14 protein-coding genes are annotated in these 13,161 nt (G+C 71.0%); 8 read left to right on the top strand and 6 right to left on the bottom strand.

The window, feature by feature from the left end; translation table 11 throughout:
• The first annotated feature begins 2 nt into the window (after window positions 1–2).
• Window positions 3–1,475, top strand: coding sequence for a molybdopterin-dependent oxidoreductase (locus AB0M36_RS09005; RefSeq protein WP_364154637.1), 1,473 nt, complete (start codon window positions 3–5; stop codon window positions 1,473–1,475).
• Here AB0M36_RS09005 and AB0M36_RS09000 read toward each other — a convergent pair whose 3' ends face one another.
• Complete coding sequence (locus AB0M36_RS09000; protein ID WP_364154636.1) at window positions 1,476–1,766, bottom strand: hypothetical protein; 291 nt, start codon at window positions 1,764–1,766, stop codon at window positions 1,476–1,478.
• A gap of 297 nt (window positions 1,767–2,063) precedes the next feature.
• Between AB0M36_RS09000 and AB0M36_RS08995 the strand changes: the two genes are divergently transcribed.
• Complete coding sequence (locus AB0M36_RS08995; RefSeq protein WP_364154634.1) at window positions 2,064–2,402, top strand: hypothetical protein; 339 nt, start codon at window positions 2,064–2,066, stop codon at window positions 2,400–2,402.
• Window positions 2,403–2,406: 4 nt separating this feature from the next.
• Here the strand turns inward: AB0M36_RS08995 and AB0M36_RS08990 are convergent, their stop codons facing one another.
• Window positions 2,407–3,411 (bottom strand): AraC family transcriptional regulator, encoded by a 1,005-nt coding sequence (locus AB0M36_RS08990; protein WP_364154631.1) that lies wholly within the window; start codon window positions 3,409–3,411, stop codon window positions 2,407–2,409.
• A gap of 276 nt (window positions 3,412–3,687) precedes the next feature.
• Between AB0M36_RS08990 and AB0M36_RS08985 the strand changes: the two genes are divergently transcribed.
• The 3 genes from AB0M36_RS08985 to AB0M36_RS08975 all read left to right on the top strand — a co-directional run bounded on the left by AB0M36_RS08985 (window position 3,688) and on the right by AB0M36_RS08975 (window position 5,237).
• Entirely contained in the window at window positions 3,688–4,044 is a 357-nt protein-coding gene (locus AB0M36_RS08985) for an STAS domain-containing protein (RefSeq protein ID WP_364154630.1), read from the top strand.
• A 299-nt stretch (window positions 4,045–4,343) separates the two neighbouring features.
• Window positions 4,344–4,682 (top strand): YnfA family protein, encoded by a 339-nt coding sequence (locus AB0M36_RS08980; RefSeq protein ID WP_364154627.1) that lies wholly within the window; start codon window positions 4,344–4,346, stop codon window positions 4,680–4,682.
• A 63-nt stretch (window positions 4,683–4,745) separates the two neighbouring features.
• Complete coding sequence (locus AB0M36_RS08975) at window positions 4,746–5,237, top strand: VanZ family protein (protein ID WP_364154624.1); 492 nt, start codon at window positions 4,746–4,748, stop codon at window positions 5,235–5,237.
• Between the two features lie 205 nt (window positions 5,238–5,442).
• Here AB0M36_RS08975 and AB0M36_RS08970 read toward each other — a convergent pair whose 3' ends face one another.
• From AB0M36_RS08970 to AB0M36_RS08960, 3 genes are all read right to left on the bottom strand, one after another.
• On the bottom strand, window positions 5,443–6,288 hold the full coding sequence (locus AB0M36_RS08970; RefSeq protein WP_364154622.1) for a VOC family protein: 846 nt from the start codon (window positions 6,286–6,288) through the stop codon (window positions 5,443–5,445).
• Window positions 6,289–7,374: 1,086 nt separating this feature from the next.
• A complete protein-coding gene (locus AB0M36_RS08965; RefSeq protein ID WP_364154620.1) occupies window positions 7,375–7,845 on the bottom strand; it encodes a hypothetical protein in 471 nt (156 codons plus the stop codon).
• Window positions 7,846–7,854: 9 nt separating this feature from the next.
• Window positions 7,855–8,229 carry a helix-turn-helix domain-containing protein gene (locus tag AB0M36_RS08960; RefSeq protein WP_364154618.1) on the bottom strand — a complete coding sequence of 125 codons (375 nt, stop codon included), beginning with the start codon at window positions 8,227–8,229 and terminating at the stop codon, window positions 7,855–7,857.
• Window positions 8,230–8,304: 75 nt separating this feature from the next.
• On the opposite strand from AB0M36_RS08960, the gene AB0M36_RS08955 reads away from it, so the two are divergent.
• From AB0M36_RS08955 to AB0M36_RS08945, 3 genes are all read left to right on the top strand, one after another.
• On the top strand, window positions 8,305–9,297 hold the full coding sequence (locus tag AB0M36_RS08955) for a zinc-binding alcohol dehydrogenase family protein (protein WP_364154615.1): 993 nt from the start codon (window positions 8,305–8,307) through the stop codon (window positions 9,295–9,297).
• A 32-nt stretch (window positions 9,298–9,329) separates the two neighbouring features.
• The gene (locus AB0M36_RS08950; protein WP_364154613.1) at window positions 9,330–10,484 is read left to right on the top strand and encodes a serine hydrolase domain-containing protein; all 1,155 of its coding nucleotides are present in this window, start codon (window positions 9,330–9,332) and stop codon (window positions 10,482–10,484) included.
• A gap of 252 nt (window positions 10,485–10,736) precedes the next feature.
• Window positions 10,737–11,102 carry a nuclear transport factor 2 family protein gene (locus AB0M36_RS08945; protein WP_364154610.1) on the top strand — a complete coding sequence of 122 codons (366 nt, stop codon included), beginning with the start codon at window positions 10,737–10,739 and terminating at the stop codon, window positions 11,100–11,102.
• Here the strand turns inward: AB0M36_RS08945 and AB0M36_RS08940 are convergent.
• Complete coding sequence (locus tag AB0M36_RS08940; RefSeq protein WP_364154608.1) at window positions 11,099–13,078, bottom strand: CocE/NonD family hydrolase; 1,980 nt, start codon at window positions 13,076–13,078, stop codon at window positions 11,099–11,101. The genes AB0M36_RS08945 and AB0M36_RS08940 overlap by 4 nt on opposite strands.
• Window positions 13,079–13,161: the final 83 nt, after the last annotated feature.

Below are 13,161 nucleotides of genomic sequence, written 5' to 3'. Positions count from 1 at the left end.
CTGTGCTCCGGCGTACGGGAAGACCGGCGCTGACCGGCGTCCTCTCCGCGGCCCTCGGGCTGGCCGTCGCGCAGTTGCTCGCGGCGGCCACCCGGCCGCATGCCGCGCCGCTGGTCGCGGTCGGCCAGGCGGTGATCGACGCGACGCCGACGCCGGTCAAGGAGTTCGCGGTGCGAACGCTGGGCACCTATGACAAGCCGGCCCTGCTGAGCGGCATCGCGGTCGTCCTGGTGATGGTCACCGCCGTGGTGGGCGTCCTGAGCGCACGCCGTCCCTGGGTCGCGATCGGAGGAGCCGCGCTGTTCGGCCTGGCGGGTGCCGCCGCGGCGCTGTCGCGCCCGGCCGCGACGAGCTACGACGCCGTACCGTCGCTGCTCGGCGCGGCGATAGCCGGCGCAACCCTGCTGACCTGGTCGCTGCCCCGGCCCGCGACCCCGGACCGGCGGACCTTCCTGCGGACCACCCTGCTGGTCACCGGAGGCGCCGTGCTGGCCGGCGCCGCCGCCGAGACGACCCGGAGGGTACGCGGCGGCGCCGCCGCCCGCTCCCGGGAAGCGATCACGCTGCCCGCTCCCGCCGACCCGGCCCCGCCCGTTGGTGTCGCGCCCGGCTTCTCGTCCGCGAGGCTCTACCGGGTGGACACTGCGCTGAGCGTGCCCCGGGTCGACGTGGATGCCTGGTCACTGCGGATCCACGGCATGGTCGAGAAGGAGATGTCGCTGTCCTTCGCGGACCTGCTCGAGCGACCGCTGAGGGAACGCGACATCACTCTCAACTGCGTGTCCAACGAGGTCGGCGGCCCGTACGTCGGCACCGCGCGGTGGCTGGGCGTGCCGCTGGCGCCACTGCTGGCCGAGGCCGGTGTGGACGCGGCGGCGAACCAGCTCGTGGCCCGGTCCGCCGACGGCATGACGATCGGCACGCCGGTCGCCGCCGTCCTCGACGGGCGCGACGCGATGCTCTGCGTGGGCATGAACGGCGAACCGCTGCCGCTGGAGCATGGCTTCCCCGTACGCGTGCTGACTCCGGGCCTGTACGGCTACGCGGGCTCATGCAAGTGGGTGACCGAGCTGGAGCTGACCACGTTCGCGGACTTCGACGCCTACTGGGTGCGCCGAGGCTGGGCGGCCCGGGGGCCGGTGAAGACCGCCTCACGCATCGACACCCCGCGGCCGTTCGCCCGGGTGGCCGCCGGCAAGGTGATGATCTCGGGCGTGGCGTGGGCGCAGGGCCGGGGAATCCGTACCGTCGAGGTCCGGGTCGACGAGCGGCCGTGGCGCAAAGCGGAGCTGCTGCCGGTGCCCTCCTCGGACACCTGGGTGCAGTGGCGCTACGGCTGGGACGCGACGCCCGGGCCGCACACCCTCGCCGTACGGGCCACCGACGGCACCGGCACGGTGCAGACCGGGGAACGCGCGACGCCGTTCCCGGACGGGGCGACCGGCTGGCACACCATCACCGCCACCGTCGAATAGCTACGGGACAGTTCGCTCGATGGCCGCTGGCCCGTCGCGCTCCAACTCCCGCCGGGCGCGCTCGATGTTCTCCGGCGTCGGGTCGCGTCCCTGGGCCACGGCCAGATCCTCCGGGTCCCACGGTTGGTCGGCGCCGGTGCGTACGGTGAAATCCTCGCCCGGCTGCTGGAACCGCGGGTTTTCGGAATCCGGCCCGCCGCCGGTGACGAACGCGTCCACCGCGACATCGTCCTCAATGGCGTCGGCCACCTCCTGTGTCTCCTCCAGCGGCGTACGATCCTGCTCGCTCATGGCTCCTCCCGGGGTGTGCCTTCGGTCCAGGCATACCCGCGGGTAGCCGGAAACCCACGCGGTCGCGCCCGCGAAGGAAACGAATTATCACCGCTCCGGGGGCCAATCGAGCGTGATTCGGACAGCCGCCGCGCGCAACGGATGGACGGTGCGTAGTGGGGCGAATACATTTCTGCGTTGTCATGTGTGCGAGCGATCCGGCGGGGACCGCGCGCACCCGTGGCGAGGGGAACGTGACATGAATGAACGCAGGGGTGCCGTCCCGAAGCCGCGCTCACTCGACACAGGCGTGACGAGGTGAGCGGGCTGTCCGACGCCGAGCGTGACGCCGGTCAACTCGTCCGGCTGTTCGCGGCGCTGGCCGCCCGATTGCAGGCCCGTGAGCAGGACCCGGGCACCGAAAAGGAAATGCTCGCCGCCCTCACCGAGGACGGCGGCGCGGCGGCGGCCAGGGTGCTCGCCTATCTGCGCGCCCTCCGGGGCGCGGGCGACGGCGCGGCCGTGCAAGTGCCGCCCCGACTAGGGCCGTGGCGCGACTGGGTCCCCCCACGCGGCCACCTTTTCGCCGGTCCGGCGGCGGCACCGACGCGGATCGAGGAGCTTCCTCGCCCCCGCCGCCGCGACCCGGGAGAGTGAACCGCTAGGCGAGGCCGCGCAAGGTCTGCGACGGGCACACCCCGAAACGCGCACGGTACGCCGAAGCGAACCTGCCCAGATGCGCGAAGCCCCAACGGTGCGCCACCGCCGCCACCGTGACGCGCGCCGGGTCTTCCCGCCGCAGAGCCTCGTGCGCGCGCTCCAGCCGTACCTGAAGCAGATAGGTCATGGGGGAACAGCCCACGTGCCGGCGGAAGCCCTCCTGCAGCGACCGCACGCTCACGCCGGCGATCCGGGCCAGGTCCCCGACGGTGAAGGGACGCTCCGGCTCGTCCCGGACGGCCTCCATGGCCTGCCGCACCGCCCGCGGCGGCCCGGCGGCCGCGGGCGCGGTCAGCTCGTCGGTGTAGCGGTGCGGCACGCTGAGCAGCAGCCCGCCGAGAACGCTGCGGCGCAGCTGTTCGGCGATCAACGGCTGCCGGACCAGGCTGCCCGGATAGGCGATCTCGCCCCGCAGCATCCGGACCAGCGTGGTCCAGCTCCGGGCCGGCCCCACCCCGAGGTCGATGACGGGCGGCAGATCGATCGGCCCCGTCACCGGACGCCCGAGCAGCGACGCCAGTTCGGCCTCCAGCGCCGATCGCTCGATCTTGACGTCGAGCTCGGCCGAATGCGCGGAATGCAGGGTGTAGACCGGCTTGCCGGGGCCGTACAGGACGGCGGCTCCCGGTTCGGCCGTGACCTCGTGCCCGGCGTGCCGGGTGCGTAGCCGGCCGCTCGTCGGAATGGTCACGTGGTAGGCGTCCAGCTCGCTGGCGACGAGCGTCACGGGAGCCCCGAAGCCAAGCTGTCCGACCGTCAGCGGTCCGAGTTGGATCACATCGGCACGGAACTCGAACCCCTCGGAGCCCTCCGGCATTCCGACCGCGAGCGAGTAGCAGAAGCGCTGCAGCAGCGACCGCGTGTCATCGATGTCGACACTGGTAAAGCTCGAGATCGTACGGGTCGTGGCCGGGGGCGTCACGGTCCTGAAAAGAGCGTCACTCATCTCGTACGGCACTCCTACACATACGGTGAGTATTCGGATAGCATGGGAGCTCGTCAATGTCTGTCCGCGCCCATGACCGTTCCAGCACATTCAGGGCGGATGAACTACGCTGGCGTTCCGCGCCTACCTGGCGTAACTTGCAGACCAGCGGATAGTTGTTAGGGACGCGGAGATCCAACCGGCGCCGGGGTGAGGTGCAGGGCTGCGCGGCTGGTAGCGCAGAAGATTCCGCGGAACATTCGGCGTCGCCCGCACGACGCCAGGAAGAGGGCAGCCGTGTATCTGCCGATCACCACTCGCCAACTGGCCGACGGAACCGTGGAGATCGCCCCGAGCGGGGAGATCGACCTCGACAACGCCCACGTCATGCGTGACGCTGTCAACGACGTACTGACCTCGCAGACGCCGGGACGGATAGACCTCGACCTCCAACGGGTGATGTTGATCGACAGCATCGGCATCGGCATCCTGGTGGCCTGCTTCCATGCCGCGGCGGCTTCCGGGGTGAAGCTCGTGGTCAGTCACCCCAGCCCGACCGTGTACCGGCAGCTCTGGATTTCCGGCCTGGTCGGCCTGCTCGGCTGCGCCGAACCGCCTAACCCGCGGACGTCGGTCGGCTTGCGCCCCAGCTGACGCCTGCCGTCTGCGGTCTGCTTCCTGGCTCTGCAGCGTGTCGCTTGTCTTGCTGGCTCTGCCGGGTGTCGCTGTCGCTGCTTGGCGTTGTCCCGCCGCTGTTGCTGTCCCGCCGCCGCCCCGGCGGGTTAGCCGCCTCGGCGGGGCTCCTCGTGGCTCGCGTTGGCAGGTAGGCGCGTGGGTGACGCCGCTTTGAGGGCGTGGGTCGCTTTGACGGCGTGGGTCGCTTTGAGGGCGTGGGTCGCTTTGACGGCGTGGGTCGCTTTGACGGGTCGTGCCCGTCGGCGAGAATGCCCCACATGTCCGTGCTGCGGTCCATCGCGTTGTTCCTGCTCGCCGCCCTCGCCGAGATCGGCGGCGCCTGGCTCGTCTGGCAGGGCATCAGGGAACACCGGGGCCTGCTCTTCATCGGCGCCGGGATAGCCGCCCTCGGCGCCTACGGGTTCATGGCCACCCTGCAGCCCGACGCGAACTTCGGCCGCATCCTGGCCGCCTACGGCGGGGTCTTCGTAGCCGGCTCCCTAGCCTGGGGAATGCTGGTGGACGGCTTCCGCCCAGACCGCTGGGACATCCTCGGCGCGACCCTCTGCCTCCTCGGCGTCGCAGTGATCATGTACGCCCCGCGCGCGACGGAGTAACTCCCCTTGAGGAGCAGCCCACCGCTCACCTGTCGTTCTGCGGTCGCCTACCGTTGAAGGATCATGTGGCGGCGCGCAACGATCGGACTCCTGCTCCTGTACGCCGCGTGCGTCATCGCCATCACCATCTTCCCCATCCGCGTCCGCCCCGCCTCCTACTGGGCGGACGAGCCGTTCATGACCATGGTCCACTGGATACCCGGCGACGTCGACGCGCCAAGCTTCACCCTGAACGTCATCATGTTCATCCCGCTCGGCGTGCTCGTACCGTTGCTGTGGCCATCAGCCGACAGCCCATGGGCGATAGGCTGGCGCGCCCTGGCAGCCAGCGCGTCGATCGAGACGGTGCAGTTGATCCTCGGCCTCACCCTCGGCAGCCGGCGCACCATCGACATCAACGATCTGATCGCCAACTCCGCCGGAGCGCTGCTCGGCCTGCTCATCCTGCGACTGGCGGTGCCATCCGCGCAGCATCGCGCAGCCGCCTGCCCACCGGCGTCGCGGAGCCGCGCAGCGCACCCGGCACCACAAACAGCTCGCAACCCAGAGCCATAACCGGCCAGGCCACCCCGCCGCTCGCTCCTAGCCGCTCGCCCTGGCCGATCGCCCTGGCCGCTCGCCCTAGTCGCTCGCCCTAGCCGCTCGCTTCTTGCCTTGCCGCTCTGACTCGCCGTTCGTTGCTTGCCGCCGTTCGTTGCTTGCCGCCTACTGCTCCCTGCCGCTCGTCGCGCTCGTCTGGGCGCTCGTTGTCGGGGTCGGCTCAGATCAGCAGGTCCGGCTCCACCTGATGAATCTTGACCGGCATGCCATCCGGCGTCTCCACGTGCAGGCGGGTGCCCAGATCCGGATCGACGGCGAGCTGCACGATCGTGACGCCACGGTCGCGTAGCTGCTGTTCCAGGCGCTCAAGAGGCATGGTCGCCGAGAAGTTGAGCTCGACGGTGCTTTCACCGTGAGCCGGGTCGGGCGGACGGGTCACCAGTCCGATCTGGGCGGTCCCAACCTGCATCAACACCCAATCACCGCCCCGGTCGCCGTGGATCAGTTCGCCGCCCAACTTCTCGTAGAAGCCGACCGCAGCCGCCATGTCCGCGACATGGACCATGGGCTGCAACTGCAAACCGGGCAACGCCGGCCGAGGAGAAGGAACCTTCGCCACGCCACGCTTCGGCGCCCGCGAACGCTGATCAAGGATCCAACCCTGCCCGGCCTCTCGACCCGGCCCGTTCGCCAGGCCCGATTCAACCGCCTGGCCCTGTCCGGTCGCTTGGCCCTGTCCGGTCGCTTGGCCCTGCCCTGTCGCTTGGCCCTGCCCTGTCGCTTGGCCCTGCCCTGTCGCCTCACTCTGTCCGGTCGCATGGTCCGGTTCAACCGCCCGGCCCTGTCCGGTCGCTTCGCCATGTGCGGTCGTTCGGTCCTGTCCGGTTGCTTGGCCCTGGCCAGTCGCCCCGCTCTGTCCGGTGGTCTGGAGATGCTCAGATGACTGGAATTGCCCAGCCTCCTGGTCCTGCTCAGTCACCTGGTCCTGCGCGGTGACTCGGGTCTGCCAGGTTTCCTGGATCTGCCCGACGGACGGACCGTCGCTGGACGGTGAGATCTCCTCCATGGACCGACCAAGCCGTGCTGCGAGGGCCCGCCCGGCGGCGAGCGCCTGCGTGGCGGATGTGGCCTGCCCGGCACCGAAGGCTCGCTCAGCGGCAACGCCCTGCCCCGCAGAAGGGACCTGCCTGGGGGCGACAGCCCGTCCGTCGGCAGGGGCATGCGTGGCGGCGGCCTGCCTGTCGGCAGGGGCATGCGTGGCGGCGGCCTGCCTGTCGGCAGGGGCATGCGTGCCGGCGACGGCGGCCTGTCCGGCAGCCCGGGCCTCATCTGCGGCGAAGGCCGGGTCGGTCGATGCGGTTGGCCCGGCAGTGTGGGCCTGATCGGCGGCGAGTGACGCCGCGAGTGATGTCGCTGGTGCTGCCGCGGACGTGGCGGCATCCTCGGCGGGGGTGACTCTCGCGGGGTCTTCCTCGAAGGTGAGGAAAGGCGGGGGGATGGGACGGGGATCGGCGGGGCTTCCCGAGGCGGGACGGCGAGGGCCCGGGGTGACGGCCGCGGATGCGGGACGAGTCGCCTGCGGGTCGGATGCCGCGGGGTGGCGGCCGCGGTCGTTCGCCGTCCTGCCCCCGGCGGTCACCGGTCGTTCCTTGGCCATGGCGGACTCCTGTCGGGCAGCTGTCGGCGCCGGCGGAAATGCCGCCGCCGAAGGGCTCAACGACCCGTACCGCTCATCGATTCATCCAGCGCCGTGCCGACTGCTCGCCGGATCCTGCGAATCTGCAGAAGCTCCCTGATTCCGGGCGCAGCGGCCAGCAGTCGAAAGGTCGCACCGCGCGACTCGCGCGGCCGGTGGGCGGGACGCTAACGTCGGCTGGCTGGACCCTCGCGCGGTTGGCGGCCGGGGACGCTAGCTGGGCCTCGCGGCTGGCGGGCGGGGACTCTAGCGGCCGGCTGGCGCGGCACCAGCGTGCTGCCGGGCGGACCAGCGTGCCGCCGGGCGGACCAGCGTGCCGCCGGGCGGACCAGCGTGCCGCCGGGCGGACCAGCGTGCCGCCGGGCGGACCCTCACGCTGCCATGCGGGCCCTCACGCTAGGCGGGACACTTGCGTCGCTGGCTGGCGGGATGCTCGCGGGAGCGTGAGATCCGCGCCTAGTCGTTGAGCTGGGCATGCTGGATCTCGCCGAGCGTGGCGGTCATGACCTGCGCGAACGGTCGGCCTCCACTCAAATAGGCGACCAGCAGCGCCGCATGCAGTGCTAGCGCGCCCGGCGCCGGCGGTGGGGAGCCGTCGTCGTCCCAGACTCCCAGTGCGCCGGCGAGGAGGTAGAGCGTCACCTGTGGATCGACCTCGGGGCACCAGGAGGCCGCCGAGCGGACGCTTTTCTCCAGCACGGCGCGTACGTCGTCCGCGTCGAGGCCGTCGGGGTGGGCCGTCTCCAACAGCAGGCGCACCGCCGTACCCAAGATGAGCCCGGTTTGGGTTTGGTCTTGTGCACTGAGCTGGGCCACCGCTTCGGTGAGGGCCTCCCGGTCCTGGTCCCGGGCGGCGGTCGCGGCGGCGGCGGAGGCCGCGGCGATGGGCCGGGCGGCGGCGGGAAGGTGGCGCCACTGATCGGTCATGGCGAGACGCTATCCCCGGGGTCCGACAAAAACGTCCGGCGGGAAGCGGTCGATGTTGTCCTCGACCCAGCGGCGCAGCAGCGCGAGTGGCTCGCAGGCGTCCTGGCCCAGCGGGGTCAGCGAGTATTCGACGTGCAGCGGCACCGCGGGATATACCGTTCGGTCGATCAGGCCGTGCTCTTCAAGGCGGCGCAGTGTGGCGGTGAGCACTTTTGGGCTGACGCCCTCGAGCTTGGCCCTGAGCGCTCCGAAGCGTCGTGGGCCGTCCTCGAGGGCGCCCAGCGCGAGGGCGCTCCACTTGTTGGCCAGCAGGTCAAGCATGGGACGGCAGGGGCACGACACGTCGTAGACGTTGTGGGCGCGGCCGCAGGAGGTGGTGACCATGGGTCCCATAGTAGTACCCAAAGGGAACTAACATCCGTTGACGGTAACTAGGGCGGTCGGAATATCGTCCCTGACATGGCTGAACTCATGCGAGCGGTGGGCTACCGCAATAGTCTTCCCATCTCTGACCCCTCCTCCCTGCTCGACCTTGAGCTCCCGGTTCCGGAGCCCGGCGACCACGATCTGCTCGTTCGCGTCAAGGCCGTCTCGGTCAATCCGGTCGACGTGAAGGTACGGGCGGGCAACGACCCCCAGGGCGAACCCAAGATCCTCGGGTACGACGCGGCCGGCGTCGTGGAGCGCGTCGGCTCGGCGGTCACGCTCTTCCGTCCCGGCGACGAGGTTTGGTACGCGGGCTCGATCGCGCGTCCGGGCACCAACGCCGAGCTTCACGTGGTCGACGAGCGGATCGTCGGCCCGAAGCCCGCGACGCTCGACTTCGCGCAGGCGGCGGCGCTGCCGCTGACCACCCTGACCGCGTGGGAGTCGCTCTTCGACCGGCTACGGCTGACCGCCGACAGCACTGGCACCCTGCTCGTCCTGGGCGCCGCCGGAGGCGTCGGCGCCATCGCCGTCCAGCTCGCCCGCCAGCTGACCAACCTCGAGGTCATCGGTACGGCGTCGCGTCCCGAGTCCCGCCAGTACGTGCTCGACCGCGGCGCGCACCGCGTCGTCGACCACCACGGTGACCTCGCCGCCCAGCTGCCGGACGGCGTCGACTACGTCCTCTCGACGCACTCGGCCGGCATGATCGAGACGTTCGCGCAGATCGTTCGTCCCTTCGGAGCCGTGGTGGCGATCGAGGACGTGCCCCTGGACCCGCGGCCGCTGATGTCCAAGAGCATCGCCTGGCACTACGAGCTGATGTTCACCCGGGCGCTGTTCGACCCGACCAGCACCGCACAGCACGACATCCTCACCCAGGCCGCCCAGCTGGTCGACAAGGGAGTCCTGCACACCACGATGACCACCCTCATCGAGAAGATCGACGCCGCCGGCCTGCGCCAGGCGCACGCGGCCGCCGAGGCGGGATCGTCGATCGGGAAAACCGTCCTCGCGGGATTCTGATTTTTGTCAGGGCCACCTGGCAGGGTGGTCCCATGACGTTGCATGAGGCCATGGCGGCGCGCGTCGAGCGTGGCGAGTTCCCCGGAATCGTCACGCTCGTCGCCCGCGGCGACCAGGTGCGGGTCGACGCGATCGGCACCACCGCGTTCGGCGGCGACGTGCCGATGCGCCGCGACACGATCTTCCGGATCGCCTCGCTGACCAAGCCGGTCCTCGCCGCCGCGGCGATGATCCTCGTCGAGGACGACGTCCTGGATCTGGAGGAGCCCGTCCACCGCCTGCTGCCCGAGCTGGCCGGGCAGCGGGTGCTGGCCCGCATCGACGGGCCGTTGGACGACACGGTCGCCGCGCACCGGCCGGCGACGGTGGAGGATCTGCTGACCTTCCGGCTGGGCTTCGGCATGATCACCGAGCCGTCCTTCGACCCGCCCTGGCCCGTCAACCAGCGGGCAAACGAGCTGGAGCTGGTGCTCGGGCCGCCCGACCCGCGCACCCCGCACGACCCCGACGAGTGGATCCGCCGCTTCGGCACGCTGCCACTGATGCGGCAACCGGGCGAGCAGTGGCAATACAACGTCGGCAGCCTCGTGCTCGGCGTCCTGGTGGCGCGGGCGGCGGGCAAACCCCTCGGAGAGGTGCTGCGCGAGCGGCTCTTCGACCCGCTGGGCATGCGCGAGACGGGTTTCTGGCTGCCCGCGTCCCGGGCCCGTGAGCTGCCGACCTACTACATGACCGACCCCGGCACCCGCACGATGACCGAACATACGGATACCGCCCCCGAGATCTGGAGCGAGCCTCCGATCTTCCCATCGGGCGCGGGCGGGCTCGTGTCCACCGTGGATGAGTTCTACGCCTTCGCCCGGATGCTGCTCGATCGGGGGATCCACGGCGGCACACGGCTGCTGTCCGAGCAGTCGGTCGAGCTGATGACGAGCAATCGGCTCACGTCCGGGCAGGTGGAGTCGGCGGGCCAGATACTCGGCGGTGCCGGCTGGGGGCTCGGCATGGCGGTCACCGTCGCCGCGGACGAGACGTCCGGCCCGGGACGTTATGGCTGGTCCGGTGGCTACGGCACGACCTGGTTCAACGATCCGCACGAGGGCTTGACCGCCATCGCGTTTACCCAGGTCAGCGATTTTCTCTGGAGCGGGGCGCAGAAGGAGTTCGAGCGGCTGGCGTATTCGTGAGTCCGCCCGCTTCCGCCCGACCACCTCCGGCGTCAGGCTGAGGAAGTGCCGGTTGCTCGTCGGTTCGGGGATCACGGGTTGGTTCGGGGATCACGGGTTGGGGAGTGCTGGTGGCTCGCTGGTTCGGGGGTCGCGTGGTGGCTCGCTGGTTCGCGGATCACGGGTGGGGAGTGTGGGTGGCTCGTCGGCGCGGGGGAGGACGGTCGGGGAGCGTTGGTTGAGGAGCGCCTGACATCGAGTGGAGGAGCGACGATGACGAACCTTGACGCGGTCGCCGCCTGGGTGGGCACCTATCGGGCCGCCTGGGAAACCAACGACCCCGCCACCATTGCCGGGTTGTTCGCCGAGGACGCCGCCTACTTCACCGAGCCGTGGGCGCAGCCGTGGGTGGGCCGGCAGGCGATCGTGGCCGGGTGGCTCGAGCATCAGGACGAGCCGCGTGCCACCACCTTCGAGTGGCATCCGCTGATCGTCACCGACGATCTGGCCGTGATCGAGGCTACGACCCGCTATTCCTCGCCGTCGCGGGTGTTCAGCAACATGTGGGTGCTGCGGCTCGACAACAACGGGCAGGCTCGGCAATTCACCGAGTGGTGGATGCAGCACCCCACCACTTAGGCCGAGGTCACCGGCAGGATCAGCGAGGTGTCCGCACAGTGGACGGCATGCGTTGAAGGGGCCATGTCCGAGCCGTGCGCGGGCGTCCCGGCCGCCCCCAGGTTTCGGGCATACCGCGGATGTGCGCCGCCCGAGACCTGAAGCCGCACGCGGTGCCCGGCCGCCAGCCGGTGAAAGCACTGGTCGAGCCGGACGGTCAGGCGCTGCACCCGCCCGGCTGGCACGGACGGGTCGAGCCGCGTCAGCGCGTCCGAGAAGTTGCGGGAGCGGCCGGCCGGGTCCACATCGCAGAGGCGCAGGAAGACGTCCGCGTAGGGGTTGTCCACCGACAGCGCCAACTCAACGGTGGGGGAGCCCGCCACATCGAGGTGGGCGGCGAGCGGTGCGGTCGAGAAGACGAGCACGTCATCGCGGGCCTCTAGCGCGCGGTTGTCCCGCACGCCCGCCGAGCCGGCGAGCACCCGCCCGCCAACCGACGGGGTGGGGTCCGAGGGGTCGTAGCGGAAGGCCACGACCTGGGACGCGGCGTTACCGGCGCGGATGCCCTCGGCGTGCGGATCGCTGTCAGGGGTCGCGAGCACGAGCGAGCCGTCGGCGCACAGACCGAAACGCGCCGGGGTGGTCGCCGGGGGCCATGCCGCGAGCGCGTGCCACCGATTCTCACCGGTGCGATAAACGGTGACCGCGGCGGCGGCGCGCAGGGACGCGGGGGCGGCTGCGGCTGGGGTCACGGTGGTGGTCGCGATGGCCGCGGCTGAGATCACCGCAGTGGCGTCCGGCATCGCGGTGGCGGCAGCGGTCGCGGTCGCGGTGGCGGTCGCGGTGGCGGTGGCGGTGGCGGTGGTGGCTGGGGTCGCGATGGGGGCGACCGGAATCGTGGCGATGGCATGCGGGGTCGCGCCGGCGGCGGCTGGACCTGCGGTGGCCTGATCCGCGGTGGCCTCGCCAGGGGTGGCCTGGCCCGCGGTGCCGGGGGTCGTGGTGGCAGGGGTCGTGGTGGCAGGGGTCGTGGCGGATGGCGGGCTGTCGCCGGCGAGGTGTCGGTCCAGCCAGGCCAGCGTCGCTGGCTCTGCCCGCGGCGCACCCTTCGTCGCGACTCCCACATGGGTCCAAGGGCCGACGAGCAGCGACACCTCCACCCCGCGTTCGCGCAGCGTCGCATACTGTTCGAGCGTCTGGCCCAGGAACAGATCCTGCCAGCCGCTGACCAGCATCACGGGCACCGTCACCCGCTCCAGCGCCGTCCCCGCCCGGTACGGCCCCCAGAACGGATCCGTCTCTTCTGGATGCGACAACCACTCCCTGTACCACGGCGCCCGCCCCCGCAGCACCGGCTCGGCAGCCTCCGCCAGTGGCAGCCCGTGCAGGCCCGGCCGGATCCGGCGGGCGGCGGTCGCGACGTGCCGCAGCCGGCGCAGTCCGCGCTTCTCCTGGCCGGCGATCTGGTTGCTCCAGCTCAGGAAGTCGCCGAGGGTGAACGCGCCGGTGCCGTAGACCGCCTTGCGGAAGTCGTGCGGGCCAACGGAGACGACGGCGGTTCGCAGTTCCGGCGGGGGGTCCTGCAAGAGCGTCCATTGCGTCCAGCCGAGGTACGAGCCGCCGAGCGTGGCGAGCCGTCCGTCGAACCAGTCGCGGGTGCGCAGCCAGGCGACGGTGTCGTGGCCGTCCGCGGTTTCCTGCGCCATCGGTACGAACGTTCCGCCCGAGCCGAAGGTGCCTCGGACGCTGCTTACCACCACGTGGTAACCGCGGGCGGCCAGCATGTGGCCGTGCACCAGGGATGCCGGCACGCCGCGACCGTACGGGGTGCGTACCAGCACCGTGCCCCGCGCTTTTCCGTCTGGCGCGTAGTGCGTGGCGCGCAGCCGTACCCCGTCGTTCATCGGGATGTGAATGCCGTGATCCACCGTGTAGGTCGTGCGGGGCGGCGGCAGGCGCAGCAGGCGCCCCAGGAGTGAGGTGATCGGGCGCGGCACCGTTTCATCCTTCGTGGGGGCCGTGTCGAAGGCAAGCGGCGGCCGGGAAACGTGTGATCACCTTCCGATTTGCCGGGTGTGTC

This window comes from Actinoplanes sp. NPDC051346, from assembly GCF_040682215.1.
Classification (GTDB): Bacteria; Actinomycetota; Actinomycetes; order Mycobacteriales; family Micromonosporaceae; genus Actinoplanes.
This window is presented reverse-complemented; position numbering and strand designations above follow the sequence as displayed.

Bases quoted from the DNA above. Each gene is read 5' to 3' on its own strand.
- AB0M36_RS08960 (WP_364154618.1), bottom strand. From the start codon at position 8,229: ATGGTCACCACCTCCTGCGGCCGCGCCCACAACGTCTACGACGTGTCG.
- AB0M36_RS08950 (WP_364154613.1), top strand. From the start codon at position 9,330: ATGACGTTGCATGAGGCCATGGCGGCGCGCGTCGAGCGTGGCGAGTTC.
- AB0M36_RS08955 (WP_364154615.1), top strand. From the start codon at position 8,305: ATGGCTGAACTCATGCGAGCGGTGGGCTACCGCAATAGTCTTCCCATC.
- AB0M36_RS08965 (WP_364154620.1), bottom strand. From the start codon at position 7,845: ATGACCGATCAGTGGCGCCACCTTCCCGCCGCCGCCCGGCCCATCGCC.
- AB0M36_RS08975 (WP_364154624.1), top strand. From the start codon at position 4,746: ATGTGGCGGCGCGCAACGATCGGACTCCTGCTCCTGTACGCCGCGTGC.
- AB0M36_RS08970 (WP_364154622.1), bottom strand. From the start codon at position 6,288: ATGGAGGAGATCTCACCGTCCAGCGACGGTCCGTCCGTCGGGCAGATC.
- AB0M36_RS09000 (WP_364154636.1), bottom strand. From the start codon at position 1,766: ATGAGCGAGCAGGATCGTACGCCGCTGGAGGAGACACAGGAGGTGGCC.
- AB0M36_RS08945 (WP_364154610.1), top strand. From the start codon at position 10,737: ATGACGAACCTTGACGCGGTCGCCGCCTGGGTGGGCACCTATCGGGCC.
- AB0M36_RS08980 (WP_364154627.1), top strand. From the start codon at position 4,344: ATGTCCGTGCTGCGGTCCATCGCGTTGTTCCTGCTCGCCGCCCTCGCC.
- AB0M36_RS08990 (WP_364154631.1), bottom strand. From the start codon at position 3,411: ATGAGTGACGCTCTTTTCAGGACCGTGACGCCCCCGGCCACGACCCGT.